Consider the following 25,918-nt stretch of genomic DNA (forward strand, 5'->3'; position numbering starts at 1 on the left):
ACTGCCGAAGGCGTCGATCCGGGCCACATCCCCAATAACGGGGATCGCGTGGACAGGTTCCGTCAAGCTTTCGCTCCGCAACCTCTTTTTTACTTTCGTCCAGGCGTCACCCGAATGCAGTGCGGCCGCGCACACCGGCCCGCGGTCAGACGAACTGGTTCAGCCCCGGGATCGAGCCGATGATCGGGCCCATCGCGTCCTCGCCGACCTTCTCGCGGCCGAAGGCGAACAGCTCCTGGCCGAGCGGCTGCATCTGACCCATCGGCACGCCGGCGGCCATCAGCTTCTGGCCGAGCGCCATGACGCCGCCGCCGCCCATCATCCCGCCGAGCATGCCCATCAGCCCGCCGCCGCCACTCTCGCCGGCATTCGACTCGGCGATCAGCGCCTCGGAGCCCGGCAGGGCCGCCAGCAGCTGGCTGACCTCGGCGGCGGGCCCTTCCTTCTGCAGGAAGGCCAGGATGTGCCCGATGGCGGTCTGAGCGGTCGCGGCGTCGAGCCCGGTGCGGGTGGTGACGCGGGCGAGCAGTTCTTCCATGGTGATGATCTCTTCGGAACGCTTCCAGACGTCCTTCGACTCTGAGGCGTCGGAAATCAAGCGCGCGGCATCGCTTCCCAGGAAAACTCCCCGGTTACAGCGGGCACGGTGACGCAGCGGGCAACCTCGCCAAGGGCCGCCCCTTCCGGTAGACCCTCGGTCAGTCTTGAACCGTTCCAGGCCGCCGCGCCGGGCCATCCAGGGAGTTGCCGGACCATGCGGGTGGGCCTGTTCGTGCCGTGCTACGTCGACGCCTTCGAGCCCGAGGTCGGGATCGCTACCCTGGAGCTCCTCGAGCGCCTGGGCTGCACGGTCGAGTATCCGTTCGACCAGACCTGCTGCGGCCAGCCGATGACCAACACTGGCTGCCACGCCGAGGCCGCGGCGACCGAGGCCTTGTTCGTCAAGAACTTCTCCGGCTTCGACTACGTCGTCGCCCCGTCGGGCTCCTGCGTTCACCAGGTGCGCGAGCACCTGACGGCGATCCCGCAGACCGACGAGGTCCGACACGTCCGCGCCAGCACCTACGAGCTGGTGGAGTTCCTGCACGACGTTCTGAAGGTCGAGGACCTGCCCTGGGCGAACTTCCCCCACAAGGTCGCCTATCACACCAACTGCAACGCCCTGCGGGGCATCCACCACGCGCGGCCGACCGAGCTGGTGAAGCCCTACTACTCGAAGCCCCTCGACCTGCTGCGCCTCGTGAAGGGCGTCGAGCTCGTCGATCTCGCCCGGCCGGACGAGTGCTGCGGCTTCGGCGGCACCTTCTCGGTGTTCGAGCCCGCCGTCTCGGCGAAGATGGGCTACGACAAGGTCGCCGATCAGAACCGGGCCGGGGCCGCCTACGTCGTCTCGGCGGATTCCTCCTGCCTCATGCACCAGAAGGGCTGCGCCGAACGGCTCGGCTTGCCGCTCAAGTACATCCACATCGCGCAGGTGCTGAACGGAGCCGCAGCATGAGCGTCGAGGACCTCAACCCCCGCGAGCGCGAAGGCGTCATCCACCCCGAGGTGCGGGCCGGCCACGACGAGAGCGAGCGGGCGCCGGACGGCCGGCGCCTCCAGCACGCGGAAGCCGCTTCGAAGCCGATCCGCGCCCCGCAGACCCGGGAGCCGCAGCCGCGCGGCGCGAAGATCCGGGGCGACCGGCCGATCAACCAGTCGGAGGCCGCCGAGCGCTTCCTCGCGGCGCCGCTGCACCAGGCCGCCCACGACGAGCGCCTGTGGGACCTGCGCAAGAAGCGCGACGCCTCCGCGCACGGCATCCCGGAGTGGGAGGAGCTGCGCGAGCTCGCCTCGCAGATCAAGACCCACACGCTGAGCCACCTTGACCGGTACCTCGAGCAATTCGAGGCGGCCGCGAAGGCCAACGGCGTCCACGTGCACTGGGCGAAGGACGGCGCCGATCACAACCGGATCGTGCTGGACATCCTGCGGAGCCACGGCGCCAAGACGCTGGTGAAGTCGAAGTCGATGCTCACCGAGGAGTGCGGCTTCCGCCACCACATGGCGGCCAACGGCATCGAGGTCATCGAGACGGATCTCGGCGAGCGGATCCAGCAGCTCGACAACGAGGAGCCGAGCCACGTCGTGGCGCCGGCCGTCCACAAGACCCGGATGGACGTGGCCGAGGTCTTCGCCAAGACGCTCGGCACCGATCCGGACAACGACGACGCGCACTACCTCGCCGAGAGCCAGCGCGAGACCACCCGGCCCTACATCCTGAAGGCCGATGCCGGCATGACCGGATGCAACTTCGCGATCGCCGAGACCGGCACGGTCGTGACCTGCACCAACGAGGGCAACGCCGACCTGTCCGGCAACGTGCCGCCGCTGCAGATCCACTCCATCGGCATCGAGAAGATCATCCCGAAGGTCGAGCACCTCGGGGTGTTCATCCGCCTGCTGTCGCGCTCGGCGCTGGGCTCGCCGATCACCCAGTACACCTCGCATTTCCGCGGCCCCCGCGCGGGCACCGAGATGCACATGGTGCTGGTCGACAACGGCCGCTCCGAGCGCCTCGGCATGGAGGAGTTCTGGACCTCGCTGAAATGCATCCGCTGCGGCGCCTGCATGAACACCTGCCCGGTCTACCGGCGCTCGGGCGGCCTCTCCTACGGCGCGACCTATTCGGGGCCGATCGGGCTGATCATCGATCCGACCTTTAACAAGCGGAAATACTCGACGCTGCCGTTCTCCTCGACGATGAACGGCTCCTGCACCAACGTCTGCCCGGTGAAGATCAACATCCACGAGCAGATCTTCGCGTGGCGGAAGGTGCTGGTCGAGGAGCACCAGATCCCGGCGCTCAAGCAGGGCATGATGAAGGCCGCGGGCGCCGTGCTCTCGCGCCCGGCCGCCTACCGGGCGGCGATCGGCGCGGCGGATTCCGCCCTGAAGGTCCTGCCGCGCTTCGCGGTCTACAACCCGCTCAACACCTGGGGGAAGAAGCGCGAGATGCCCGACGCGCCGCGCCAGACCTTCCACGCCTGGTACAAGCAGAACCGCATGAAGGACACGGGTCGATGAGCGCCCGCGACGCGATCCTCGACGGTATCCGCAGGAACCGGCCGGCCGGCGACTTCCCGCTGCCGGAGGTGCCGCTGTTCGCGCCGCTCGTCGGCGAGGACCTGGTCGCCGAGTTCGGCGAGCGGCTGAAGCGCATGGGCGGCCGCGTGGCCGAGCCCGGCGCCGCCGACGTGTTCGCGGGCGTGCGCGAGCGCCTCGACGCCGCCAAGGTGATCGCCTCCGCGGTGCCGGAGCTGACCGGCAACCGCGACCTGCGGAGCGTGCGCGCGCCCCAGGAGGTCGAGGACGTGGACGTGGCGGTGGTCCGCGCGGTGTTCGGCATCGCCGAGACCGGCTCGGTGCTGTTCACGCAGGACCAGCTGATCGTCAACGCCGTCGCCTATCTCGCGCAGCACCTCGTCGTGCTGCTCGACCCGGCCGACATCGTGCCGAACGTGCAGGCGGCCTACCGCCGGCCGGAATTCGGCCGCTCGGCCTACGCGGTGCTGCATACCGGCCCGTCGGCCACCGCCGACATCGAGGGCGTCCTCATCCACGGCGCGCAGGGCGTGCGCTCTCTGACGGCGGTGCTGCTCCCGCGGGATGCCGCCGAGCGCGGCTGAGACCGGCTCCATCGCTTCAGCCGTCCTTGCGAGCGGAGCGAAGCAATCCAGGGACGCGCTGCTCTGGCTCGCTTCGCTGCGCTGGCGATGACGGTGGCGCCGTCCGACGCACGCGGCGCCGCCGTCTCGCCCGCGACCCCCCGATCGAGCCGGAACCGACGGTCGGGCGCGCCCCTTGCTTGGACGGCGGATGGGCCGTCATCCGGCAAGGAGATCCGATGCGCTACACCCTCGGTTGCAGCCTGTCCTACAACATCCTCTCGGACACCACCTTCATCTTCAATCTGGAGGTGGCGAAGCTGAAGAGCGTCGAGATCCTGAGCGAGAGCCTGGTCCTGACGCCGAACCTCAAGCGCGATCTCTACACGACCCCCGATCTCCAGAACCGCTATCTCGCGGTCAACGTCCCGACCGGTCAGTTCGCGCTGGAGTACAATGCCGAGGTCGACCTGACCGTGCACCGGGCCGACCCGGCGACCGTCAACGAGACGCCCATCGGGCAGCTGCCGCTCGACATCCTGCCGTTCCTGCTGCCGAGCCGGTTCGTCTCCTCGGACCGGCTGACGCCCTTCGCGCTCGCCGAGTTCGGGGCGCTCCCCAAGGGCCACGCGCGCGTGAACCAGATCTGCAACTGGATCCACGACCACATCGCCTACCAGCCCGGCTCCAGCGACGGCGAGACGACCGCCCACGAGTCGCTCCTGAAGCGCGCCGGCGTCTGCCGCGACTTCGCGCATATCGGCGCCGCCTTCTGCCGGGCGCTCGGGATCCCGGCCCGGTTCGTGAGCTGCTACGCCCACGGCCTCGTCCCGAGCGACTTCCACGCGGTGTTCGAGGCCTATCTCGACGGGCGCTGGTGGCTGTTCGACGCCACCCGGCAGGCCGACCTCGACGGGCTGGTGCGGATCGGCGTCGGGCGCGACGCCGCGGAGATCGCCTTCTCGACGCCCTTCGGCAACATGCAGCCGGTCAATCAGCAGGTCCGGATCCAGCGCGCGGACGGGCAGGGCAGCCCGATGCCGCGCACGGTGGACGCCATCTCGACCGAGATCCCGGCGCCGCACGCCGGAGCGGCCTGAGCGCGGATCCGGCCGGGATCACGTCGTCCTGTGATCCCGTGATCCCGGCCGCGCCGCGGCGAAGCGGGTGCCGGTGCAGGACGCCCGATCCCGGCCTGCGTCGGCGAAGAGCGGCACACGGGCTCCATTCGATCAGGCCCGCGACGCCGCCACGGACGCGCGCCGGACCCGCCGTTCCGCGCGAGCGAGGACCGCGCGGCGCACAAGCAGATTGGCGCGCGGGACCCGCCGCGGCGGCGGCGCGACATGTCGTTCCGCCCGTCGGTCGGCGTATTGCCGGCGCCGGTCCCGCACAGGGATAGTGATACAGCGACTTTCCGGGTGCCGGATTGCCGCGTCCCGCCCGGATCGCGGCCGGGAGATCCTCGGCTTGCCCGAAGACAAGTTGCGTCTCGGGGAAGCGTCTCGTCAGCGCCGCGCCATTGTCCTTCATCTTGTCGTCGCCGCCGAAATGGCCGCAAGCGTGGCTGTGGCGGGGTCGCAACACCGTAAAACGATCCCCGCTCCGCCCCGAGACCTGCCCGTAAACGCCGCGATCCCGCCATAGTCCGGGCCCACCTCAACATCCGCGGTAAACGGCAAATTCGACAACGGTTTACCGTTCGGAAACGAGGACTTCCCGAGCACGCGGACGGATCTCCCGGCGCCTCGCGAACGGCGACGCGCCGCGGTTCAACGCACCCTCGGGATCGGCTGCGAAGGCTTGGTCTGAAGTCATGGTGACGCGTTTGAACGACAAGTCGAAGCTGCCGAGTCGCCACGTCACGGAGGGGCCCGACCGCGCCCCGCACCGCTCCTACCTCTACGCCATGGGCCTGACCCGTGAGCAGATCCACCAGCCGCTGGTGGGTGTCGCCTCCTGCTGGAACGAGGCCGCGCCCTGCAACATCTCGCTGATGCGCCAGGCGCAGGCGGTGAAGAAGGGCGTCGCCGCCGCCAACGGGACGCCGCGCGAGTTCTGCACGATCACCGTCACAGACGGCATCGCCATGGGCCATGGCGGCATGCGCGCGTCGCTGCCGTCGCGCGAGGTCATCGCCGACTCGGTCGAGCTGACCATGCGCGGCCACGCCTACGACGCCCTCGTGGGTCTCGCGGGCTGCGACAAGTCGCTGCCCGGCATGATGATGGCGATGGTCCGGCTGAACGTGCCCTCGATTTTCATCTACGGCGGCTCGATCCTGCCCGGCTCGTTCCGCGGCAAGCCCGTGACCGTCCAGGACCTGTTCGAGGCGGTCGGCAAGGTCGCCGTCGGCGACATGAGCCTCGAGGACCTCGACGAGCTGGAGCAGGTCGCCTGCCCGTCGGCCGGCGCCTGCGGCGCGCAGTTCACCGCCAACACCATGGCGACCGTCTCCGAGGCAATTGGCCTGGCGCTGCCCTACTCGGCCGGCGCCCCGGCCCCCTACGAGATCCGCGACAAGTTCTGCGCCACGGCCGGCGAGAAGGTGATGGAGCTCCTGGAGAAGCGCATCCGCCCGCGCGACATCGTCACCCGCAAGGCGCTGGAGAACGCCGCTACGGTGGTAGCGGCCTCGGGCGGCTCCACCAACGCGGCGCTGCACCTGCCGGCGATCGCCCACGAGTGCGGCATCGAGTTCACCCTGTTCGACGTGGCCGAGATCTTCCGGCGCACGCCCTACATCGCCGACCTGAAGCCCGGCGGGCGCTACGTCGCCAAGGACATGTTCGAGGTCGGCGGCATCCCGCTGCTGATGAAGACGCTCCTCGACCACGGCTTCATGCACGGCGACTGCCTGACGGTCACCGGCCGCACCATCGCGGAGAACATGGACCGGGTAACCTGGAACCCGGACCAGGACGTGGTCTATCCGGCGAACCGGCCGATCACCCCGACCGGCGGCGTCGTCGGCCTCAAGGGCAACCTCGCCCCCGAGGGCGCGATCGTGAAGGTCGCCGGCATCCCGGCCGAGAAGCAGGTCTTCACCGGCCCGGCCCGCGTGTTCGACGGCGAGGAGGCCTGCTTCGCGGCCGTGCAGGCCCGCAGCTACGAGGAAGGCGACGTCCTCGTGATTCGCTACGAGGGCCCGCGGGGCGGCCCCGGCATGCGCGAGATGCTGTCGACCACCGCGGCCCTCTACGGCCAGGGCATGGGCGACAAGGTCGCGCTGATCACCGACGGGCGCTTCTCGGGCGCGACCCGCGGCTTCTGCGTCGGCCATGTCGGACCTGAGGCCGCCGTGGGCGGCCCGATCGGGCTGCTGCGCGACGGCGACGTCATCACCCTCGACGCGATCCAGGGCACGCTCAGTGTCGCCCTGTCGGACGCGGAGCTGGCCGAGCGGCGCAAGGCCTGGACTGCGCGGCCCAACACCGCGACCTCCGGCTACCTCTGGAAATACGCGCAGGGCGTCGGCCCGGCCTTGTACGGCGCCGTCACCCATCCGGGAGGTGCCAAGGAGACGCAGAGCTATGCGGACGTCTAGGACTGACCTCAGCCGGCGCAGGGCGCCGGCCGGGGCCGATCCCGGTCGGTTCCGGTCCGTCGGCGGCCTCGCGGTCGCGGCCTGGGCGCTCGCCCTGGTCGCGCTGCCGGTCGCGCCGTCGCGCGCCCTCGACGCCAATGTCCGCACGCCCGTGCAGGTCCCGGTCGCCGACAAGAGCTACCGCTCGGCCAAGGACGCGCTGCGCGCCGGCATGCGCGAGTACAATGCCGGCGACAAGCAGGGCGCCGCCCGCGCGCTGGAGTACGCGGCCGGCCAGGGCCACGCCCTTGCGCTGTGGAAGCTCGGCCGGATGTACGCCGACGGCGACGGCGTCCCGCACGACGACCTGAAGGCGTTCGAGTTCTTCTCGCGGATCGCCGACGCCAGCACCGATGACGGGCCCGATCCGCAGAACTCGGCGGTCCTGGGCAGCGCCTTCACGGCGCTGGGCACGTACTTCCTGGAGGGGATCAAGGGCACCTACGTGCGCCCCAATCCCGAGCGCGCCTACGACATGTTCAACTACGCGGCGTCCTACTACGGGGACCCCAACGCGCAGTACAATCTCGCTCGGCTCTACCTCGACGGCACCGGCGTCGAGGCCGACCCGCGGCAGGCCGCGCGCTGGTTCAACCTCGCCGCCGAGAAGGGCCACCACCCGGCGCAGGCGCTGCTCGGCGACATGCTGGTCAACGGCCTGGGCGGCATCCCGGTCCAGCGGGTGCGCGGCCTGATGTGGCTCTCGCTCGCCCGGGAAGGCGCCGAGAGCCGCAAGGACGACTGGATCGTCGCGCTCTACGAGAAGAACTGGGCGGCCGCCAGCGAGGACGACCGCGCCGAGGCGCAGACGCAGCTCCAGACCGTGGGCTCGATCCGCAAGCGGCGCTGAGCCGCCCTCGACTGTGCAAGCGGCGCTGAGCGGCCTCAGCTCTTCGCCGCGGCGATCGCCGCGGTGAAGGACGGCCGCTCCAGCGTCGCCGCGACCCAGTCGGCGAGCTTCGGCCACCGGGCGCCGTCGACCGCGACCTTGGCCAGCCGCAGGTTGTGGAACGGCGCCGCCACGGCGATGTCGGCGATGCCGAACCGGCCTCCGACGAGGTAGGGCCCGTCGATCTGCGATTCGAGGTAGTCGAACAGCGGCGGCAGCGCCGTGTCGACGGTCCGCTGCGCCAGGGCCTCGTCGCCCTCGACCTTGAACAGGCGGGGCTTGAGGAAGCGCTCGACGAACGGCACCAGCACCTGCCGGGTCAGCTCGCACTCGCCGAACTTGTCGAACCAGCGGGCGCGGGCGGCGTCCCGCGCGTCCTCGGGGATCAGCGCGGGCGCCGGATGCAGCCGCTCGAGATAGTCCACGATGGCGCTCGAATCGGCGAGGCGATACCCGGCATCCTCCATCGCGGGGATCTTCCCCATCGGGCTCGCCGCCCGGAAGCCGGGATCCTGCGCGTGGAAGCCGACCGGGCGGTGCTCGAAGGCGACGCCCTTCTCGTAGAGCGCCGCGAGCACCTTGCGCACGTAGGGCGACACGCTGCTGCCGTAGATGATCATCGTCGTTCCCCCCGATCGCGGCTCTAACCGGCCGCCAGTTCCGCCGTGACCGGCACGTGGTCCGACGGCTTGTCGAGCCCGCGCATGTGCTTCTGGACCGAGGCCGAGACCAGGCGGTCGCCGGCCTGGGGCGAGAGCAGCAGGTGGTCGATGCGGATGCCGGCATTCCGCTGCCAGCACCCGGCCTGATAGTCCCAGAAGGTGTAGAGCCCGTCGCGCGGGTCGCAGGCGCGCAGGGCGTCGGTGTAGCCCTCGGCGAGGATCGCCCGGAACGCCGCCCGGGTCGTCCCGAGGAACAGGGCGTCCGAGCGCCAAGCCTCCGGATCGGCCGCGTCGGCCGCCTCCGGGATGACGTTGTAGTCGCCCGCCAGCACCACCGCGATCTCGTCGTCCAGCAGCGCCCGGGCGTGAAGCCGCAGCCGCTCCATGAAGGCGAGCTTGTACGGGTATTTCGGGCTGTCCACCGGGTTGCCGTTCGGCAGGTAAATCGACGCCACGCGCACCGGGCGGGTGTCCGCGCCCGAGATCAGCGCCTCGATGTAGCGGGCCTGCTCGTCGGCGGCGTCGCCCGGCAGCCCGCGCCGAATCTCCGACATGGCCAGCGGCGCCCGGACCAGCAGCGCCACGCCGTTATAGGCCTTCTGGCCCAGCGTCTCGACCGCGTAGCCCGCCGCCTCGATGTCGGCGCGCGGGAAGGCCTCGTCCTGGCATTTCAGCTCCTGCAGGCAGACCACGTCGGGCCGCGCCTCCTCCAGGAAGCCGAGGAGGTGCGGGAGCCGCTGCTTGATCGAGTTGACGTTCCAGGTGGTGATCCGCATCGCCTCGCTTCCGGTCGCCGCCCGGCCGTCATCCGCGCTTCGCGTCGCGCTGACAAGGCCATCCCGGCGCAAGGACGGGGAAGTAGGGTCGGCGAATGGACTGGTTCGAGCCGGTGTCGGCTTACTGCGAGCGGGGCGGGCCGGACTTCTGGGCCGAGCCCGCGAACGCGCTGTCGAACTCGGCCTTCCTGCTGGCCGCCGCCGCCGCGGCGCGGCGCGCCGCCGTCACCGATCCGCCGGACCGGACCTGCCTCGGGCTGGCGGCCCTGATCGCCGTGGTGGGCGTCGGCTCGTTCCTGTTCCACACCCTGGCGGTCTACTGGGCGATGCTCGCGGACGTCGTCCCGATCGCGCTGTTCATCTACGCCTTTCTCGCGCTGGCCCTCTCGCGGTTCCTGCGCTTGGCGCCGGTCCGGGTCGCGGCGGCGACGGGCGGCTTCGCGCTCCTCGGATTCGCGCTCACGCCCCTGCTCGACGGGCTGACCGGCCTCGACGTCGCGCGGCTCACCAACGGCTCGGTCGACTACCTGCCCGCCCTGCTGGCGCTGTTCGGCGTCGCCTGGGCGGCCGCGCGGCGGCCGGAGGAGCGCTTCGTCGGGACCGGGCGGCGGCTCGCCAGCATCGGCCTGCTCTTCCTGATCTCGCTCGCGGCGCGAACCGGCGACCGGGCGGCCTGCGCGCTGCTGCCGACCGGCACGCACCCGCTCTGGCATGTGCTGAACGCCGTCGTCCTGTACGCCCTCGTGGCGACGGCGATCCGCCACCGGGAGACCGCCGGGTGACACGCCCCACGGTCCCGGGCCAATTCCTTGCGGGCGGGGCGGAATTCTTGCAGAAGTGCGCCGCATCGGGCGCCCGGTCCATCGCGGTCGCCCGGGCACGGAAGGGGTCATGACAGTGAGCTTTCGCCTCGGGATCGCCGGACTCGGGACCGTCGGTGCGTCCGTGGTCCGGATGGTCGAGCGCCGCCGCGCCGCCTTCGCTGCGGCGGGCCTCGACATCCGCGTCACCGCGGTCTCCTCGCGCGACCGTGGCCGGGACCGCGGCCTCGACCTGTCCGGCATCGCGTGGTTCGACGATCCGGTGGCGCTCGCCCGGTCGGAATCCGTGGACTGCGTGGTCGAGCTGATCGGCGGCGCCGAGGGACCGGCCAAGGCCGTGGTCGAGGCGGCGCTCGCGGCGGGCAAGCCGGTGGTGACCGCCAACAAGGCGCTGCTGGCGCGCCACGGCGCCGCCCTGGCCGCGCAGGCCGAGGCGAAGGGCGTGGCCCTCGCCTTCGAGGCGGCGGTGGCCGGCGGCATCCCGGTGATCAAGACCCTGCGCGAGGGCCTGCCGGGCAACGCGGTCTCCCGCGTCTACGGGATCCTCAACGGCACCTGCAACTACATCCTCAGCCGCATGGAGCGCGAGGGGCTGACCTTCGAGGCCTGCCTGAAGGACGCGCAGGCCCTGGGCTACGCCGAGGCGGACCCGACCTTCGACGTCGAGGGGTTCGACACCGCGCACAAGCTCGCGATCCTGACGAGCCTCGCCTTCGGGACCGTCGTCGACGCCGACGGCGTGTCGGTCGAGGGCATCTCCCGGGTGCAGCCCCTCGATCTGCGCATGGCGGACGAGCTCGGATACCGGATCAAGCTGCTCGGCGTCGCGCAGGCGACCGAGGCCGGTATCGAGCAGCGGGTCCACCCGACCATGGTGCCGAAATCCTCGGCGATCGCGCAGGTCATGAGCGTGACCAACGCCGTGACGATCGACGCGGACGCGGTGGGCGAGCTCACGCTCATCGGTCCCGGCGCCGGCGGCGAGGCCACGGCCTCCGCGGTGGTGGCCGACATCGCCGACGTGGCGCGCGGCGTGATCCGCCCGACCTTCGGCGTTCCGGCCGCGGCGATGCGCGCCAGCGAGCGCGTGGAGATGCAGCGTCACGAGGGCGGCTACTACATCCGCCTCACCGTCCATGACCGCCCGGGCGTCGCGGCCGGCGTCGCGCAGCGGATGGCCGAGCGATCCATCTCCCTGGAGAGCATCCTGCAGCGCCGCGTCGAGGGGCCGGAGGCCGATCCGCGCGGCCGCTCCGGTCGGCCGGTGCCGCTGGTGCTGATCACCTACGCGGCGACCGAGGGCAACATCCGCGACGCCCTCGACGCCATCGGCGCCGACGGGCTGCTGGCGGAGCCGCCGCAGCTGATCCGGATCGAGCGTGAATAACAGTGCATACGGTAGCGTGACCCCCCACCGCTTGATGCAGGATAGTGGGCATTAGCGAACCGGCGTATACGCTGCGCGGCCGTCATCCGACGGTATCCATCCGGGATCCGACCCCAAGATCGGACCCGGCCAGAGGCAGGAAACCATGGAAGAGGCCCCCAAGCCGGCATCGCGCGGCGTCCCGCGCACGCTCGCCCTCGAACTGGCCCGCGTGACGGAGCGTGCCGCCATCGCCGCCGCCCGATTGCGCGGCCAGGGCGACGAGAAGGCGGCCGACCAGGCCGCGGTCGACGCGATGCGCGACGAACTCAACGGCCTGCCGATCCGCGGCACCGTGGTGATCGGGGAGGGGGAGCGCGATCAGGCGCCGATGCTGTTCATCGGCGAGCAGCTCGGTCTCGGGGAAGGGCCCGAGGTCGACATCGCGGTCGATCCGCTTGAGGGCACGACCCTCTGCGCCAAGGACATGCCCGGCGCCATCGCCGTCATGGCCATGGCCGAGCGCGGCTCGCTCCTCGCCGCGCCGGACGTCTACATGCAGAAGATCGCGATCGGGCCCGGCTACCCGCCCGGCCTCGTCGATCTCGACGCCAGCCCGACCGACAACATCGCGGCGCTGGCCCGGGCCAAGGGCGTCGACCCGAAGCAGATCACCGCGCTGATCCTCGACCGGCCGCGCCACGCGGCCCTCGTGGCCGAGGTGCGGGCGGCCGGCGCGGCGGTGCGCCTGATCTCGGACGGCGACATCGCCGGGATCATCTTCACGGCGAGCCCCGAGGAGACGGGCATCGACCTCTATCTCGGGACCGGCGCGGCGCCCGAGGGCGTGCTGGCGGCCGCCGCGATGCGCTGCATCGGCGGCCAGATGCAGGGACGCCTGATCCTCGACACCCCGGACCGTCGGCGCCGGGCCGCCGAGATGGGCATCGAGAATCTGGACCGGAAATACGACCTGACCGATCTCGCGAGCGGCGACGTCATCGTGGCCGCCACGGGCATCACGGACGGGGCTCTCCTGCGCGGCGTGCGCTTCCGGCCGGACAAGATCCAGACCGAGACCCTGGTGTACCGGTCCGAGGCCGGGACGGTCCGCCGGATCCTCGGCGAGCACCGGCGCGGGCTGACCTGAACCGGCGGACCGCCGGTCCCGGACCGGCGGCGCTCGGGCGGTGGGCCCGGCCCGGCCTCAGTTCAGCACCACCACCTTGCTGCCGACGCCGACCCGGCTGAACAGGTCGATCGCGTCCTGATTGATCATCCGGATGCAGCCCGACGACACGCTCTTGCCGATGGAGAAGGGCTCGAGGGTTCCGTGGATGCGGAACAGCGTGTCCTTGTTGCCCTGCCAGAGGTACATGGCGCGGGCGCCGAGCGGATTGCGCAGACCGCCGGCGACGCCGAGACCGCTCTGCAGCTTGTCGACCTCGCTGGCGAGCTTCGGGCTGCGGGCGATCATCTCCTTCGGCGGATACCAGTCCGGCCACGCCTGCTTGGAATTCACCGTCGCGGTGCCCGACCACGAGAAGCCCTGCTTGCCGACGCCGACGCCGTAGCGGCGGGCCCGGCCGTTGGCCTCGACCAGGGTGAGCTGGTGGGCCCGCGGGTCGACGATGATCGTCCCCGGCTCGTAGGGACCGTGATAGGCGATCTCCTGACGGAGGAAGGCGGGGTTCATCTTCTTGTAATTGAACGCCTGGACCGGGAACACGTCGTCCGTGATCGGGCCGTAGATCTTGGCGTAGTCGATCGGCTCGTTGTCGGGTGCGCGGAGCACGGCCTTGGCCTTGGCGGCCTCCAGCGGCGAGAGCCCCTCGGCCGCAGGCGCGCTGCCCGGGCGTGCCGGGACCGTCGGGTCCGTCTCCAGGTTGGCGGCCGGCGGCGGCGCGACCGGGACCTGCGCGGCGGGCGGCGGGGGGGCCGGGCGCACGAAGTCGGTGCGGCCGGTATAGGGCAGGTAGCGGCCGCCGCGACGCACGTAGAGCGCGCCGTTCTGATCCTGGTAGAGCTGATTGTCGTCGCCGAACCCGTCGATCCCGGCATCGCCCACGGGGCCGCGGCCCTGGGCGTGCGCGGCGGAGGCGAGGGCGAGGACCGTGAAGCCGGCCAGGAGAAGGCGACGGATCGGGGCGGACATGGTTCGAATTCCTCGGGAGGCGTCGCCGGGGCTTGCCGCGACGCGCAGGCGAGCAGGCCGGCACGAAGTCGCGGCACAGCTCATCCCGGGGCTTAGCAAAGGTCGCGCTTTACCGCCAAGTTGCCGACGGTCATCGAGGGCAACTTACAGGGTCTTCCGGGTCGTTTCTCGCCGCGTGTGTTGCCCTCGTGCAGCAACGATTTCGGCCGCGCCGCTCACCGATCCGTGAGGGCGCCGGGCGAGCGCCCGTTTACTCGGCACGCCTGCCTCGCCGAGCGGCAGCGACTCGGCGCCAGCGACTTGGCGGAACGCGGTTCGGCCGCGGCGCCGCGACGGCCGAGCGATCCGGTCGGCGGGCGTCCGTCCGGGATGGCACGCTTGCTGCATTGCCCAGTCAGCCGCGCCTGCTGCGGCGGCGGAGCAACGACGCTCCAAACAGCGGACGGTGTGAGTCCGGATCCCCGGCATGAGCGACCGCACGGCGGTTCGCCCACTTACGACGAGCACCAGCTATGGCCAGCTTCAAAACGGTGATGAAGTCGGGTCACCCCCCGACGCTGTTCGCGGCATTCCTCTACTTCGATTTCTGCTTCGCCATCTGGGTCCTGAACGGCGCCATGGGCCCGTTCATCACCGAGACCTACAAGCTGACGCCGGCCCAGACCGGCTTCATGATCTCGCTACCGATCCTCGCCGGTGCGCTGATGCGCTTCCCGCTCGGCGTCCTGGCCCAGTATATCGGCCGCAAGAACGCCGCGATCACCGAGATGGTCGTGATCATGCTGGCGATGGCCTACGGCTATCTCTTCGTCTCCTCCTACAACGACGTGCTCGCCATGGGCGTGCTGCTCGGCATCGCCGGCGCGTCCTTCGGCGTCGCGCTCTCCCTCGGCTCCGGCTGGTTTCCGCCGGAACATAAGGGGCTGGCGATGGGCATCGCGGGCGCCGGCAATTCCGGCACCGTGCTGGCCGTGCTGTTCGCTCCGCCGCTGGCCCAGGCCTACGGCTGGCAGACCACCTACGCCTTCGCGGGCCTCGTCATGCTGCTGCCGCTGGCGGTCATGATCGTGCTCGCCAAGGAGCCGCCGGATTGCGAGCACCAGTCCTTCAAGGAGCACGTCTCCTGCCTGTTCACGAAGGATGGCTGGGCGTTCTCGCTGATCTACGTGATCACCTTCGGCGGCTTCATCGGCCTGTCGAACTTCCTGCCGACCTTCTTCTACGAGCAGTTCGCGGTGACGAAGGTCGAGGCCGGGCGGCTGACGATGCTGGCGGCCTTCATGGGCTCCGGCATCCGGATCGTCGGCGGCTACTTCGCCGACCGGATGGGCGGCATCGCGGTGCTGTCGGTGGTGCTGCTGGCGGCGATCGCGACCCTGCTCTCGCTGACCGCGACCCCGTCGCTGGCGCTCACGACGCTCCTGTTCATGCTGTGCTTCGCGGCGCTCGGCGCCGGCAACGGCGCGCTGTTCCAGCTCGTCCCGCTGCGCTGGCCCACCAACACGGCGGTGGCCGGCTCGATGATCGGCGAGATCGGCGCGCTCGGCGGCGCGATCCTGCCGAACGTCATGGGCCTGTCGAAGCAGTATACCGGCTCGTTCTCGCTGGGCTTCGTCGGCTACGCCGTCTTCACCGCGATCGTGCTCGGTTGCCTCGCCCTCTGGCAGCGCAAGTGGGTCGGGAGCTGGGTCGGGCCGCGCGGCAAGGCGCTCGGCAAGGCGATCGGCACCCCGACCGAGGCCGAGCAGGGTCAGCTCCGCCCCGCGACGGCCTGACCGGCGCCGCGGCGCCTCCCGGCGACGACCGACACGATACGGGGGCCCGGGCGGCCCCCGTTTTCAGTTGCACCCCGTGGAATGAATTCACGTGCCGGATGCACGTCGGCGGTTGCGTTCCGCCGCGCGACGCGTTTGAATAATGCATTACGAAAGAGCGCCCGGTCCGAGAGCCGAGGTGCCCGGCGACCGCGCGAGGCGGCGCCCCCATGGGAGGAACGGTCGATGTCGAAGCGCTTCAGCGCCACGAACGGCGTGCTCGGCCTGCTCTGTCTGATGTACTTCATCACGTATCTGGACCGGGTGAACATCGCCACGGCCGGTGCGGAGATCATGCGCGATTTCGGCATGTCGAAGACCGATTTCGGTCTGATCCTGTCGGCCTTCGCGTACCCCTACGCGATCTTCCAGGTGATCGGCGGCTCGGTCGGCGACAAGTTCGGCGCCCGGCGCACGCTGCTCGCCTGCGGCGTGATCTGGGCCTCGGCGACCATCCTGACCGGCATGGTCGGCGGACTCGTCAGCCTGTTCATGGCCCGGGTGCTGCTCGGCTTCGGCGAGGGCGCGACCTTCCCGACCGCGACCCGCGCCATGCAGAACTGGACGGCGCCCGGCCGGCGCGGCTTCGCGCAGGGCATCACCCACGCCTTCGCGCGGCTCGGCAACGCGGTGGCGCCGCCGATCGTGGCGTTCCTGATCTACCATTTCGGCTGGCGGACGAGCTTCGTCATCCTCGGCGCGGTGAGCTTCGTCTGGGTCGCGATCTGGTGGCTGTACTTCCGCGACGACCCATCCGAGCATCCGGCGATCACCGAGGCCGAGCTCGCGACGCTGCCGCCGCCCCGCCAGGTCGGCGCGAAGCAGAGCGTGCCGTGGGGTGCCCTGACGCGCCGGATGCTGCCGGTCACCGTCACGTATTTCTGCTACGGCTGGACGCTGTGGCTCTTCCTCGGCTGGCTGCCGAGCTTCTTCAAGGAGAACTATAGCCTCGACCTGAAGAACTCGGCCCTGTTCGCCTCGGGCGTGTTCTTCGCCGGCGTCGTCGGCGACACGGTCGGCGGCCTGCTCAGCGACTCGATCCTGCACCGCACCGGCAAGGTGAAGCTCGCGCGCCTGTCGGTGATCGTGATCGGCTTCCTCGGGGCGGCCGCGAGCCTCGCGGGCGTGTTCATGACCCGGGACCTGACCCTCGTGGCGCTGCTGCTGTCCTCCGGCTTCTTCTTCGCGGAACTGGTGATCGGACCGATCTGGTCGGTGCCGATGGACATCGCGCCGAAATACGCCGGCACCGCCAGCGGGCTGATGAACACCGGCTCGGCGGTGGCGGCGATCGTCTCGCCGATCGTCTTCGGCGTCATCGTCGACGTGACCGGGAGCTGGACGCTGCCGTTCGTCGGCTCGATCGGCCTGTGCCTGCTCGGCGCCGCGCTGGCCTTCACGATGCACCCTGAGCGGGAATTCGTGGATCCCGTCACGCCGCCGGTCGGCCCCGCGGCCACCGTCCCGGCCGGGGAGTAGCGCGCGATGGCGGAGACGATGAAGCGGTCGGGTCCCCTCGCCGGGATGCGGGTGATCGAACTCGCCCACATCATGGCCGGGCCGGTCTGCGGGCTGATGCTCGCCGACATGGGCGCGGAGGTGATCAAGGTCGAAAAGAGGGAGGGCGACGACACCCGTCGCACCGTCCCGCCCGCCCTCGAGGGCGAGAGCGCGGCCTACATGATGATGAACCGCGGCAAGCGCGGACTCAGCCTCGACCTGAAGGATCCGGACGGCGTCGCGGTCCTGCGGCGCCTGCTCAAGGGCGCGGACGCCCTGATCGAGAACTACCGCGGCGGCACGATGGAGCGCCTCGGGATCGGGTACGAGACCCTCAAGGTCGAGTTCCCGGAGCTGGTCTACTGCTCGCTCTCCGGCTTCGGCCGCACCGGTCCCTACGCCGACCGGGCCGGGTTCGACCTCGTGGCCCAGGGCATGAGCGGCCTCATGTCGGTGACCGGGGAGGGGCCCGGGCGTCCGCCGATGAAGTGCGGGCCGCCGGTCACCGACATCACCGCCGGCATCCTGGCCGCCATGGGCATCCTCGCCGCCTACGCGAACCGGCTCCGCACGGGCCGGGGCCAGGCGGTCGACACGTCGCTGTTCGAGGCCGGCATCACCCACACCTACTGGCAGTCGGCCATCGCCATGGCGACCGGGGTCGCGCCCGGGCCGATGGGCTCGGCCCATCCGCTGAACGCCCCCTACGAGGCCTTCGAGACCGCCGACGGCTGGATCACGATCGGCGCGGCCAACCAGACCAACTGGCTGCGCCTGCTGAAGGCCATCGGCGCCGACGACCTCGCCGAGGACCCGCGCTTCGCGCTGAACCGCGACCGGATGGCCAACCGGCACGCACTCGCCGCGACCCTCGCGCCGATCTTCCGGGCCCACGGCTCGGCCGAGTGGCTCGCCCGGCTGGAAGCCGGCGGCGTCCCGGCCGGCCCGGTCCTCGACGTGAACGCGATGCACCGGGACCCGCAGACCCTCGCCCGCGAGATGGTGGTCGAGGTCGATCACCCGCGGGTCGGCCGCATGAAGACGCTCGGCCTGCCGGTGAAGTTCTCCGAGACGCCGGGACGCGTGCACGGGCCGGCCCCGTTGCTCGGCGAGCATTCCCGCGCGATCCTGGCGGAGGCCGGCTACGCGCCGGCCGAGATCGACGCGCTGATCGCGCGGGGCGTGGTCCGCGAGACCGCGGCCTGACGCCGCCACCCGGAGACCCGCGCATGACCGCCAAGCCCGCGACCGACGAGTTGCTGTTCACCGCCGACGAGGCCGGCATCGCCCGCATCGTCCTGAACCGTCCGCAGGCGCGCAACGCGCTGACCTTCGCGATGTATCAGGGCCTGATCACCTGCTGCGAGGCGATCGCCGCGAACCCGGCGGTCAAGGCGCTGATCATCACGGGCGCGGGCGACAAGGCCTTCGCGGCTGGGACCGACATCGCCCAGTTCCGCGACTTCAGCACCGCCGAGGACGCGCTGGGCTACGAGCGCTTCATGGACAGGGTGCTGGGCTCCCTGGAGCGGCTGCGGGTGCCGACCATCGCGGCGATCGCCGGGGCCTGCACCGGCGGCGGCGCGGCCATCGCGGCGGCCTGCGACCTGCGCATCGCCACGCGCGATGCCCGCTTCGGCTTCCCGATCGCCCGCACCCTCGGCAACTGCCTGAGCCAGGGCAACCTCAAGCGGCTCTCCGGCCTGATCGGCCCGGCGCGAGTCAAGGACATCATCTTCACCGCCCGCCTCGTCGGCGCCGAGGAGGCGCTCGCCATCGGCCTCGTGGGCGAGGTGGTCGACGATCGGATCGCGCTCACGGAGCGGGTCGATACGCTGGCCCAGCTCTTGGCCAACCACGCGCCGCTGACCATGCAGGCGACCAAGGAGGGTCTGCGGCGGCTCGCCGAGGAGGAGGCCGGCGCCGAGGGCGCGCCGCATCCCGGCGATGACCTGATCCTCATGTGCTACATGAGCCAGGATTTCCGCGAGGGCATGGAGGCGTTCCTCGGCAAGCGCCCGCCCAACTGGACCGGGCGCTAGGGCCGCACCGGAGGGTGTTGCGACGGTCCGGATAGAAGGCGTCTTCGGTGTCGAGACAGTGGCGCCATGCCCCCTTTCCCGGGCGGGAGAGGGTTGGGGTGAGGGACGAGAACGTTCAGGATCAAGAGCGCGATCCTCCGTCGACGGCGCGCGCCTCGTCCGGAGAGACCTGATCCCTCACCCTGTCCCTCTCCCGCGCGGGAGAGGGGATCCGCGCCTCGTGCGGAGCGGGAATGGCGCTGGCCACGCCGCTCAGCTTGGCAGCGCGCAGACATCGATCCAGGCGGCGCCGGTGAGCGCGGCCATCCGAGCCGGCGCGATCCGCACCGAGCTGTGGGTGCTGCCGGCCGCCGGCACCACCTCGTCGAACGCCCGCAGCGAGACGTCGCAGTAGACCGGCAGCGGCGTCGACAGGCCGAAGGGGCAGACGCCGCCCACCGGATGGCCGGTGAGCGCCTCGACCTCGCCGAGGTCGAGCATCCGCACCTTGCCGCCGAAGGCAGCCTTGGCCTTCCGGTTGTCGAGCCGCGCGTCGCCGCGCGTCACCACCAGGACGACCTGATCGCCGACCCGGATCGAGAGCGTCTTGGCGATCTGGGCCGGGGCGACGCCGTGGCCTTCCGCCGCCTCGGCAACGGTCGCGGTGCTGGTCTCCAGCACGATGACCGCGATGTCGGGCGCCTTCTCGGCGAAGAAGGCGCGCACGGAGGCGAGGCTCATGGTTCGGTCCGAAGCTCGGGATCGGGGCGGGGCGGCGCGCGCGCTGCCATAGGCGGCTCCGGTCGCGCCGGCCAGCGCGCCGACGCGGGCCGCCGCTGCGCGGGACGCGGCGCTCGCGCGACCACGTTCCCTCACGCGACAGGCCCCTCTCCGGGCGGAGAGGGGCCTGCCTCGCACGGGCCGGATGGATCGAGCTACCGGGTCGTCGTGAGCAGCAGGTCCGGCAGCCACATCGCGATGCCCGGCACGAGGCACAGGATCAGGATTGCCACCGCCATCAGGATCACGAAGGGCAGGGTGCCCCAGATGATGTCCGAGAGCGGGATGTCCGGGGCGATGTTCTTGATGACGAAGATGTTGAGGCCCACCGGCGGGTGGATCAGGCCCATCTCCATGGTGATGGTCATCACCACGCCGAACCAGACGAGGTCGAACCCGGCGGCCTTGAGCGGCGGCAGGATGATCGGCGCCGTCATCAGGATGATCGAGACCGGCGGCAGGAAGAAGCCGAGCGCGATCACCAGCGCCAGGATGGTCACCAGCAGCACCCACGGTGACAGCTGCATCGCGACGATCGCGGCGGCGGCCGACTGCGAGATGTGCAGGTAGCTCATCACGTAGGCGTAGAGCAGCGACATGCCGATGATCAGCATCAGCATGGTCGATTCCCGCAGCGTCGCCGTCAGGATCGGCGTGACGTCGCGGAACCGCCAGACGCCGTAGATCGCGGCGATCAGCGCCAGGGCCATCAGCCCGCCGAGGCCCGCGGTCTCGGACGGCGTGGCGTAGCCGCCGTAGAGCGCCACCATCACGCCGGTGAGCAGGACCACGAAGGGCAGGACCCGCGGCAGCGTCGAGAAGCGCTGCGCCATGCTGTACTGCTCGTCCGCCAGGATCGGCGAGGCCGGCCCACCGCGCTCCAGGGCCACCTTCGCGGCGGCGTATTCCGAGCGGAAGCGCACCATCGACCACGCGGCGAACAGGCCCACGAGCAGGAGCCCCGGCCCGATGCCCGCGAGGAACAGCCGCCCGAGCGACTGCTCGGCCGCCACCGCGTACAGGATCATGGTGATCGAGGGCGGCAGCAGGATGCCGAGCGTGCCGCCCGCCGCGATGATCCCGGCCGCGAAGCCCGGCGAGTAGCCGCGCTTGCGCATCTCCGGGATGCCGGCCGAGCCGATCGCCGAGCAGGTGGCCGGGCTGGAGCCCGCCATGGCGGCGAAGAGCGCGCAGGCGAAGACGTTGGCGATGCCCAGGCCGCCCGGGATGCGGTGCATCCAGGCGTGCATGGCCGTGTAGAGATCCTGGCCGGCCTTGGACCGCCCGATGGCCGCGCCCTTCAGGATGAAGAGCGGGATCGACAGCAGGGTGATGGAGGCCATCTCCTCGTAGACGTTCTGCGCCACCGTATCGAGGGAGGCCCCGGGCATGAACGCCACCATGAAGGCGAGCGCCACGAAGCCCAGCGCGAAGGCGATGGGGATGCCCGAGAGCATCGCCCCAAGGGTCGCGCCCGCGTACAGGAAGCCGATCGCGGCCGTGCTCATCGTTCAACCTTCGCGGAAACGGTCTGACCCATCGGGTCCGGTCCCCGGGGCGCGACCTCGGCCGCCCCGTGCATGTCGCGATTCACGTCGGCCCCGAGCCCGATCTTGGGCTGCGCCCAGCCGGCGGCCCGGGGCCCGTAGGCGAGGGCCTCGGCGATCTGGAGGACGAACTGGACGCACAGCAGGCTCATGCCGACCGACATCAGCGTGTAGGGGATCCAGAGGGGCGGCCCCCAGGTCGATTGCGAGACCTGCCCGTCGACCCAAGCCTCGTGATCGAGCGACCAGCTCTTCCACGCGAAGAACAGACAGAAGGCGAGGCTGACGATGTCGGCCAGCAGGAGCCGGACCCGGTTGGCGGCGGGCGGGAGGAGGCCGGTCAGGGCCTCGATCGCCACGTGCCCGCGCTTGGCCTGCACGCCGGCCGCCGACAGGAAGGTGGCCCCGATGATGAGGTACACCGCCATCTCGTCCTGCCACTCCGTCGGCTCCTTCAGGAGGTAGCGGACGACGACGCTGTGGGTCAGGACGAGGCAGGCTGCCACCAGGCAGAGGCCGCCGACGGCCAGGATCACCTTGTTCAGGAGGCGCATGCCCCGATCGAAGGTGCCGAGGAGGCCCGGAAGGCGCGGTTCCTCGGCCCCGCGCGCCTCCGGAGCGGCCGTGGCCGCGTCGAAGCCGTGGCTCACGCGACCTGCTCCGCGAGCTTCAGCAGTTCCGCGCAGTTCGCGTTCTTGGCTGCGTAATCCTTCCAGGCCGTGCTGCGGGCGAGATCACGCCACTGGCCGAGGGACTTCTCGTCGACTTGGACGACCTTGGCGCCGGCCTTCGCGAAGATTTCCTCGACGCGGGTGTCGTCCTCCTTCGCGCCGGCCTGGCCGAAGGCCTCGAGCTCCGTGCCGACCGCCATGATCAGATCCTGCTGCTCCTTCGGCAGGCCCGAGAACACGATCTTGGACATCATGATCGGCTCGAGCATGAACCAGTAGGAGCGCTCGCGCCCCGAGGTCAGCGCCTTGGACAGCTCCTCCAGGCGGAAGGAGATCAGGCTGGTGGATGAGGTGATCACCGCGTCGCAGGCGCCGGTCTGCATCGCCGCGTAGGACTCGTTCGACGGGATCGAGAGGGTGGCCGCGCCGGCCTCCTTCATCATCATGTCCATCTCGCGCGAGCCGCCGCGGACCTTCATCCCCTTGGCGTCGGCCGGCGCCACGAGGGCGCGCTCCCGGCTCGCGACGCCGCCGGCCTGCCAGACCCAGGAGACCAGGATGATGCCCTTCGCGTCCAGGATCTCGGTGAGCTTGCGGCCGACCGGGGCCGCCTTCCACGCCACGGCCTGCGCGTAGGACGTCACGAGGGCGGGCATCAGGCCGATATTGAGTTCCGGAATCTCGCCGCCCGCATAGGGGCTCGGGTAGAGCGACATGTCGAGCGCGCCCTTGCGCATGGCGCCGAACTGGGCGTTCGTCTTCATCAGCGAGGAGCCCGGGTAGACCTGGACGTCCAGGGCGCCCTTCGAGCGCTCGCCGACCATCTTGGCGAACTTCCGGCACATGCGGTCGCGGAAATCGCCCTCGTCGATCGTGCCGCCGGGGAACTGGTGGGACAGCTTCAGCGTCGTGGCCGCCTGCGCGCTGTTCAGGCCGAACCGCAGGATGGCCGGTGCCGCGAGCGTGGCCGCGATCAGCGATCGACGAGTTGGCGTCATGGAGCTCTCCCGCACCGCAAACAACGCGGCGTAATTTTGTGCGCTGCAATAGTGCGGCGCCTCGTTGTATGCATGGAAAACCGCCTTGTATATTTTGTCAATGCTCCAGCATAATGTCCGCGCGTGCCGAACATCCGCCGGCCTCAAGTGCGGGGCGGCGCGCGACCCGTTCATCGGGGGAGGGAACGGCGGCATGAGCCACGCGCAGCGGCTGCGGCAGCGAATCGAGGATGAGATCGTCTCGGGCGAGCTCGCCTTGGGATCGCGACTCGACGAGAACCAGCTCGCGGCCCGCTTCGGGGTCTCGCGCACGCCCATCCGAGAGGCGCTGCTGCAGCTCGCCGTCACCGGCCTCGTGCAGACGAAGCCCCGGCGGGGAGCGATCGTCAGCGCGCCCGAGCCGCACCTGCTGCTCGCCATGTTCGAGACGATGGCGGAGATCGAGGCGGCCTGCGGCCGTCTCGCGGCGCGCCGGCTCGTCCCCGAGGACGCCGCCGCGCTGCGCGCCGCGCTGGAGGGCTGCCGCGCCGCCCTGGCCACCGAGGACACCGAGGCCTACTACGCCGAGAACTACGTGTTCCACACCGTCGTGTACCGGGCGAGCCGGAACGCCTTCCTGGCGGAGCAGGCGCTGTCACTCCACCGCCGCTTGGCCCCGTATCGCCGGCTGCAGCTGCGCGTGCGCCAGCGCCTGCCGCAATCGCTGGCCGAGCACGAGGCGATCGTCGCCGCGATCATCGCGGGCGACGAGGCCGGCGCCGCGGAGGCCCTCCGGGGCCACGTGATCGTCCAGGGCGACCGCTTCACCGATCTGGTGGCCGGACTGCGGGCGCCGAGCGCTGCCTGAGCGGCGGGGGGCGCGTCGCCCGCGATAATTGTGTCGACGGCCTGTCCGAATCCGGGCCCGGCCCGGGGATCGTTCCTTCATCCCGCCCTAACCCTGCCGGCAGGTCGGACTGCGTAGGTGTTCCGCCCGACTCGACCATAAGTTGCAGTCCCGGCATTGTCGATCCGGAGCCGGGGATCGATCATGCTGAAGGACGTCGTCAGGAGCGCGGGCCGTCGCGCGGGGGTGGATATCTTCCGGGCCAGCCGGGAAGCGTTCCGCTGGAGCCACACGGTCCACGATTACTACCCCGTCGTGCCGTCCGCGCGCTGGTCGCCGGGCCGGGCGCCGCACGGCCAGCTCAAGGCGGTGCTCGCCCGGTCGCACGCGGCCTACGACAGCTTCCTCACGGAACTCGAGGCGCGGGCGGACCTGCTGCACAGCGTCCCGCATGATGCGCCCGTGACCGGTGGGGCGACGCCCCACTGGAACAACACGTGGTTCACCGCCCTCGACGGCGCCGCGCTGATGACCATGCTGGCCTGGAAGCGCCCGTCTCGGTTCTTCGAGATCGGCTCGGGCTGCTCGACCTGCTTCGCGCGGCACGCGATCGACACCCTGAACCTTCCGACGCGGATCACCTCGATCGATCCGATGCCCCGCCGCGAGATCGACGCGCTCTGCAACTGGACCGTGCGCAGCCCGCTGGAATCCTGCGACCTGAAGATCTTCGAGGAACTGAAGGCGGGCGACATCCTCTTCTTCGACGGTTCGCACCGCTCCTTCGCGAATTCGGATGTGACGGTGTTCTTCTTCGAGGTGATGCCGCGCCTCGCACCCGGCGTGATCGTGCAGATCCACGACATCTTCATCCCGGACGACTACCCGTCCGCCTGGAACTGCCGATTGTACAACGAGCAGTACCTTCTGGCGGCGATGCTGCTGTGCGGCGCGCCGCCGTTCCGGGTGACCGTGCCGGTGATGTATATCTGCCAGGACCCGGCGATGAGCGCTCGGGTCAAGACGGTCTTCGCCGCCCGCGGCACCGGCCCCGACATCCCGTTCCTCTACGCGAACGATTCCCGCACGCCGGGCGCGTCGTTCTGGTTCGAGATGACCGGGACGCCCGGCTGATCGCGGGCGTGGTCTACCGTGGTCGAGGCGCTCAGGCGGTCTCGGCCGCACCGTAATTGGCGGCGATCACCGACTTCTTCCCGCGGATATGCTCGCGCATCAGGACGGCCAGCGCCGCGCCGTCCCGGGCGCGCAGCAGCGCGATCATGCGCTCGTGCTCGGAGACGGCGCGGGCCCACTGCTCGGGTGTCTGGTGGGCGGAGTAGCGCGAGCGCTGGATCCGGCCGGACAGGCTCTCGTAGATGTTGGCGAGGATCGTGTTGCGGCTCGCCGCCATGATCCCCTCGTGGATGCGCCGGTTGTGGCTGAAGTAACCGGCCTCGTCGCCCGATTTCCAGGCCTCGACCATCGCGTCGTGGTCGACCACCAGGGCGTCGATGTCGGCGTCGGTGATCGTGCGGCAGGCGAGGTCACCGGCCGTCGCCTCGAGGCCGGCGATCACCTCCATCATCTCCTCGAGTTCGCCGTCCGAGATGCTGGCGACGCGCGCCCCGCGATTCGGGAGCAGTTCGAGCAACCCCTCCGTCGCCAGGATCTTGATCGCCTCGCGGAGCGGCGTCCGCGAGATCCCGAAGCGCTCGGTCAGCTCGCTCTCGTTGATCCGCGCCTTCGGCTCCATCTCACCGGACCGGATCAGTTCGCGCATGCGCTCGGCGACCTCGTCGTGGAGGTAGCGGCGGCTGATGCCGATCCCGGGCTCGATTTTATTCATGGTCCCCCGACAC

At 70.5% G+C, this 25,918-nt stretch carries 24 protein-coding genes; 15 read left to right on the top strand and 9 right to left on the bottom strand.

Annotated elements, in window-relative coordinates:
* Positions 1 to 145: 145 nt before the first annotated feature.
* Positions 146 to 538, bottom strand: coding sequence for a DUF2267 domain-containing protein (locus H288_RS0107010; RefSeq protein ID WP_020091878.1), 393 nt, complete (start codon positions 536 to 538; stop codon positions 146 to 148).
* Between the two features lie 216 nt (positions 539 to 754).
* Between H288_RS0107010 and H288_RS0107015 the strand changes: the two genes are divergently transcribed.
* From H288_RS0107015 to H288_RS0107040, 6 genes are all read left to right on the top strand, one after another.
* Positions 755 to 1,498 (top strand): (Fe-S)-binding protein, encoded by a 744-nt coding sequence (locus H288_RS0107015; protein WP_020091879.1) that lies wholly within the window; start codon positions 755 to 757, stop codon positions 1,496 to 1,498.
* Positions 1,495 to 3,066: a lactate utilization protein B gene (locus H288_RS0107020; RefSeq protein ID WP_020091880.1), complete on the top strand. Its 1,572-nt coding sequence runs from the start codon at positions 1,495 to 1,497 to the stop codon at positions 3,064 to 3,066. Before H288_RS0107015 ends, H288_RS0107020 begins: the two co-directional genes overlap by 4 nt.
* Positions 3,063 to 3,668: an LUD domain-containing protein gene (locus tag H288_RS0107025; protein WP_020091881.1), complete on the top strand. Its 606-nt coding sequence runs from the start codon at positions 3,063 to 3,065 to the stop codon at positions 3,666 to 3,668. Before H288_RS0107020 ends, H288_RS0107025 begins: the two co-directional genes overlap by 4 nt.
* Before the next feature lie 218 nt (positions 3,669 to 3,886).
* The gene (locus H288_RS0107030) at positions 3,887 to 4,747 is read left to right on the top strand and encodes a transglutaminase family protein (RefSeq protein ID WP_020091882.1); all 861 of its coding nucleotides are present in this window, start codon (positions 3,887 to 3,889) and stop codon (positions 4,745 to 4,747) included.
* Positions 4,748 to 5,463: 716 nt separating this feature from the next.
* Positions 5,464 to 7,194 (top strand): dihydroxy-acid dehydratase, encoded by a 1,731-nt coding sequence (gene ilvD / locus H288_RS0107035; RefSeq protein WP_020091883.1) that lies wholly within the window; start codon positions 5,464 to 5,466, stop codon positions 7,192 to 7,194.
* Positions 7,181 to 8,083: a tetratricopeptide repeat protein gene (locus tag H288_RS0107040; protein WP_020091884.1), complete on the top strand. Its 903-nt coding sequence runs from the start codon at positions 7,181 to 7,183 to the stop codon at positions 8,081 to 8,083. The genes ilvD and H288_RS0107040 overlap by 14 nt, the downstream gene beginning before the upstream one ends.
* Before the next feature lie 35 nt (positions 8,084 to 8,118).
* On the opposite strand, the gene H288_RS0107045 is transcribed toward H288_RS0107040, so the two are convergent.
* On the bottom strand, positions 8,119 to 8,742 hold the full coding sequence (locus H288_RS0107045; RefSeq protein ID WP_020091885.1) for a glutathione S-transferase family protein: 624 nt from the start codon (positions 8,740 to 8,742) through the stop codon (positions 8,119 to 8,121).
* Between the two features lie 23 nt (positions 8,743 to 8,765).
* A complete protein-coding gene (gene xth / locus H288_RS0107050) occupies positions 8,766 to 9,560 on the bottom strand; it encodes an exodeoxyribonuclease III (protein ID WP_020091886.1) in 795 nt (264 codons plus the stop codon).
* A gap of 95 nt (positions 9,561 to 9,655) precedes the next feature.
* Between xth and H288_RS0107055 the strand changes: the two genes are divergently transcribed.
* The 3 genes from H288_RS0107055 (at position 9,656) to glpX (ending at position 12,897) form a co-directional block, all read left to right on the top strand.
* Positions 9,656 to 10,342: a ceramidase domain-containing protein gene (locus H288_RS0107055; RefSeq protein ID WP_020091887.1), complete on the top strand. Its 687-nt coding sequence runs from the start codon at positions 9,656 to 9,658 to the stop codon at positions 10,340 to 10,342.
* A gap of 109 nt (positions 10,343 to 10,451) precedes the next feature.
* Positions 10,452 to 11,768: a homoserine dehydrogenase gene (locus tag H288_RS0107060; RefSeq protein ID WP_020091888.1), complete on the top strand. Its 1,317-nt coding sequence runs from the start codon at positions 10,452 to 10,454 to the stop codon at positions 11,766 to 11,768.
* 145 nt (positions 11,769 to 11,913) lie between these two features.
* Entirely contained in the window at positions 11,914 to 12,897 is a 984-nt protein-coding gene (gene glpX, locus H288_RS0107065; protein ID WP_020091889.1) for a class II fructose-bisphosphatase, read from the top strand.
* A gap of 57 nt (positions 12,898 to 12,954) precedes the next feature.
* On the opposite strand, the gene H288_RS0107070 is transcribed toward glpX, so the two are convergent.
* Positions 12,955 to 13,902 (bottom strand): L,D-transpeptidase, encoded by a 948-nt coding sequence (locus H288_RS0107070; protein WP_020091890.1) that lies wholly within the window; start codon positions 13,900 to 13,902, stop codon positions 12,955 to 12,957.
* Between the two features lie 512 nt (positions 13,903 to 14,414).
* Between H288_RS0107070 and H288_RS0107075 the strand changes: the two genes are divergently transcribed.
* The 4 genes from H288_RS0107075 to H288_RS0107090 all read left to right on the top strand — a co-directional run bounded on the left by H288_RS0107075 (position 14,415) and on the right by H288_RS0107090 (position 19,258).
* The gene (locus tag H288_RS0107075; RefSeq protein ID WP_020091891.1) at positions 14,415 to 15,677 is read left to right on the top strand and encodes an MFS transporter; all 1,263 of its coding nucleotides are present in this window, start codon (positions 14,415 to 14,417) and stop codon (positions 15,675 to 15,677) included.
* A 225-nt stretch (positions 15,678 to 15,902) separates the two neighbouring features.
* Positions 15,903 to 17,195, top strand: a complete 1,293-nt coding sequence (locus H288_RS0107080; RefSeq protein WP_020091892.1) for an MFS transporter — start codon at positions 15,903 to 15,905, stop codon at positions 17,193 to 17,195.
* Positions 17,196 to 17,201: 6 nt separating this feature from the next.
* Complete coding sequence (locus tag H288_RS0107085; RefSeq protein WP_020091893.1) at positions 17,202 to 18,422, top strand: CoA transferase; 1,221 nt, start codon at positions 17,202 to 17,204, stop codon at positions 18,420 to 18,422.
* Positions 18,423 to 18,445: 23 nt separating this feature from the next.
* Positions 18,446 to 19,258, top strand: coding sequence for an enoyl-CoA hydratase/isomerase family protein (locus H288_RS0107090; RefSeq protein WP_020091894.1), 813 nt, complete (start codon positions 18,446 to 18,448; stop codon positions 19,256 to 19,258).
* A 252-nt stretch (positions 19,259 to 19,510) separates the two neighbouring features.
* Here the strand turns inward: H288_RS0107090 and H288_RS0107095 are convergent, their stop codons facing one another.
* The 4 genes from H288_RS0107095 to dctP form a co-directional block, all read right to left on the bottom strand.
* Positions 19,511 to 19,978, bottom strand: coding sequence for a YbaK/EbsC family protein (locus H288_RS0107095; RefSeq protein ID WP_020091895.1), 468 nt, complete (start codon positions 19,976 to 19,978; stop codon positions 19,511 to 19,513).
* 194 nt (positions 19,979 to 20,172) lie between these two features.
* Positions 20,173 to 21,525, bottom strand: coding sequence for a TRAP transporter large permease (locus tag H288_RS0107100; RefSeq protein ID WP_020091896.1), 1,353 nt, complete (start codon positions 21,523 to 21,525; stop codon positions 20,173 to 20,175).
* On the bottom strand, positions 21,522 to 22,214 hold the full coding sequence (locus tag H288_RS0107105) for a TRAP transporter small permease (protein ID WP_020091897.1): 693 nt from the start codon (positions 22,212 to 22,214) through the stop codon (positions 21,522 to 21,524). The genes H288_RS0107100 and H288_RS0107105 overlap by 4 nt, the downstream gene beginning before the upstream one ends.
* Positions 22,211 to 23,233 (bottom strand): TRAP transporter substrate-binding protein DctP, encoded by a 1,023-nt coding sequence (gene dctP / locus H288_RS0107110; RefSeq protein ID WP_020091898.1) that lies wholly within the window; start codon positions 23,231 to 23,233, stop codon positions 22,211 to 22,213. The genes H288_RS0107105 and dctP overlap by 4 nt, the downstream gene beginning before the upstream one ends.
* A gap of 193 nt (positions 23,234 to 23,426) precedes the next feature.
* Here dctP and H288_RS0107115 point away from each other — a divergent pair, with 193 nt between their 5' ends.
* Positions 23,427 to 24,080 (top strand): GntR family transcriptional regulator, encoded by a 654-nt coding sequence (locus H288_RS0107115; protein ID WP_020091899.1) that lies wholly within the window; start codon positions 23,427 to 23,429, stop codon positions 24,078 to 24,080.
* Positions 24,081 to 24,263: 183 nt separating this feature from the next.
* Entirely contained in the window at positions 24,264 to 25,193 is a 930-nt protein-coding gene (locus H288_RS0107120; RefSeq protein ID WP_020091900.1) for a class I SAM-dependent methyltransferase, read from the top strand.
* 31 nt (positions 25,194 to 25,224) lie between these two features.
* Here the strand turns inward: H288_RS0107120 and H288_RS0107125 are convergent, their stop codons facing one another.
* The gene (locus H288_RS0107125; RefSeq protein ID WP_020091901.1) at positions 25,225 to 25,905 is read right to left on the bottom strand and encodes a GntR family transcriptional regulator; all 681 of its coding nucleotides are present in this window, start codon (positions 25,903 to 25,905) and stop codon (positions 25,225 to 25,227) included.
* Positions 25,906 to 25,918 lie beyond the last annotated feature (13 nt).

This window comes from Methylobacterium sp. 285MFTsu5.1, from assembly GCF_000383455.1.
Classification (GTDB): Bacteria; Pseudomonadota; Alphaproteobacteria; order Rhizobiales; family Beijerinckiaceae; genus Methylobacterium.

Coding starts and splice junctions, on each gene's coding strand:
- H288_RS0107010 (WP_020091878.1), bottom strand. CDS start 538: ATGGAAGAACTGCTCGCCCGCGTCACCACCCGCACCGGGCTCGACGCC.
- H288_RS0107015 (WP_020091879.1), top strand. CDS start 755: ATGCGGGTGGGCCTGTTCGTGCCGTGCTACGTCGACGCCTTCGAGCCC.
- H288_RS0107020 (WP_020091880.1), top strand. CDS start 1,495: ATGAGCGTCGAGGACCTCAACCCCCGCGAGCGCGAAGGCGTCATCCAC.
- H288_RS0107025 (WP_020091881.1), top strand. CDS start 3,063: ATGAGCGCCCGCGACGCGATCCTCGACGGTATCCGCAGGAACCGGCCG.
- H288_RS0107030 (WP_020091882.1), top strand. CDS start 3,887: ATGCGCTACACCCTCGGTTGCAGCCTGTCCTACAACATCCTCTCGGAC.
- ilvD (WP_020091883.1), top strand. CDS start 5,464: ATGGTGACGCGTTTGAACGACAAGTCGAAGCTGCCGAGTCGCCACGTC.
- H288_RS0107040 (WP_020091884.1), top strand. CDS start 7,181: ATGCGGACGTCTAGGACTGACCTCAGCCGGCGCAGGGCGCCGGCCGGG.
- H288_RS0107045 (WP_020091885.1), bottom strand. CDS start 8,742: ATGATCATCTACGGCAGCAGCGTGTCGCCCTACGTGCGCAAGGTGCTC.
- xth (WP_020091886.1), bottom strand. CDS start 9,560: ATGCGGATCACCACCTGGAACGTCAACTCGATCAAGCAGCGGCTCCCG.
- H288_RS0107055 (WP_020091887.1), top strand. CDS start 9,656: ATGGACTGGTTCGAGCCGGTGTCGGCTTACTGCGAGCGGGGCGGGCCG.
- H288_RS0107060 (WP_020091888.1), top strand. CDS start 10,452: ATGACAGTGAGCTTTCGCCTCGGGATCGCCGGACTCGGGACCGTCGGT.
- glpX (WP_020091889.1), top strand. CDS start 11,914: ATGGAAGAGGCCCCCAAGCCGGCATCGCGCGGCGTCCCGCGCACGCTC.
- H288_RS0107070 (WP_020091890.1), bottom strand. CDS start 13,902: ATGTCCGCCCCGATCCGTCGCCTTCTCCTGGCCGGCTTCACGGTCCTC.
- H288_RS0107075 (WP_020091891.1), top strand. CDS start 14,415: ATGGCCAGCTTCAAAACGGTGATGAAGTCGGGTCACCCCCCGACGCTG.
- H288_RS0107080 (WP_020091892.1), top strand. CDS start 15,903: ATGTCGAAGCGCTTCAGCGCCACGAACGGCGTGCTCGGCCTGCTCTGT.
- H288_RS0107085 (WP_020091893.1), top strand. CDS start 17,202: ATGGCGGAGACGATGAAGCGGTCGGGTCCCCTCGCCGGGATGCGGGTG.
- H288_RS0107090 (WP_020091894.1), top strand. CDS start 18,446: ATGACCGCCAAGCCCGCGACCGACGAGTTGCTGTTCACCGCCGACGAG.
- H288_RS0107095 (WP_020091895.1), bottom strand. CDS start 19,978: ATGAGCCTCGCCTCCGTGCGCGCCTTCTTCGCCGAGAAGGCGCCCGAC.
- H288_RS0107100 (WP_020091896.1), bottom strand. CDS start 21,525: ATGAGCACGGCCGCGATCGGCTTCCTGTACGCGGGCGCGACCCTTGGG.
- dctP (WP_020091898.1), bottom strand. CDS start 23,233: ATGACGCCAACTCGTCGATCGCTGATCGCGGCCACGCTCGCGGCACCG.
- H288_RS0107115 (WP_020091899.1), top strand. CDS start 23,427: ATGAGCCACGCGCAGCGGCTGCGGCAGCGAATCGAGGATGAGATCGTC.
- H288_RS0107120 (WP_020091900.1), top strand. CDS start 24,264: ATGCTGAAGGACGTCGTCAGGAGCGCGGGCCGTCGCGCGGGGGTGGAT.
- H288_RS0107125 (WP_020091901.1), bottom strand. CDS start 25,905: ATGAATAAAATCGAGCCCGGGATCGGCATCAGCCGCCGCTACCTCCAC.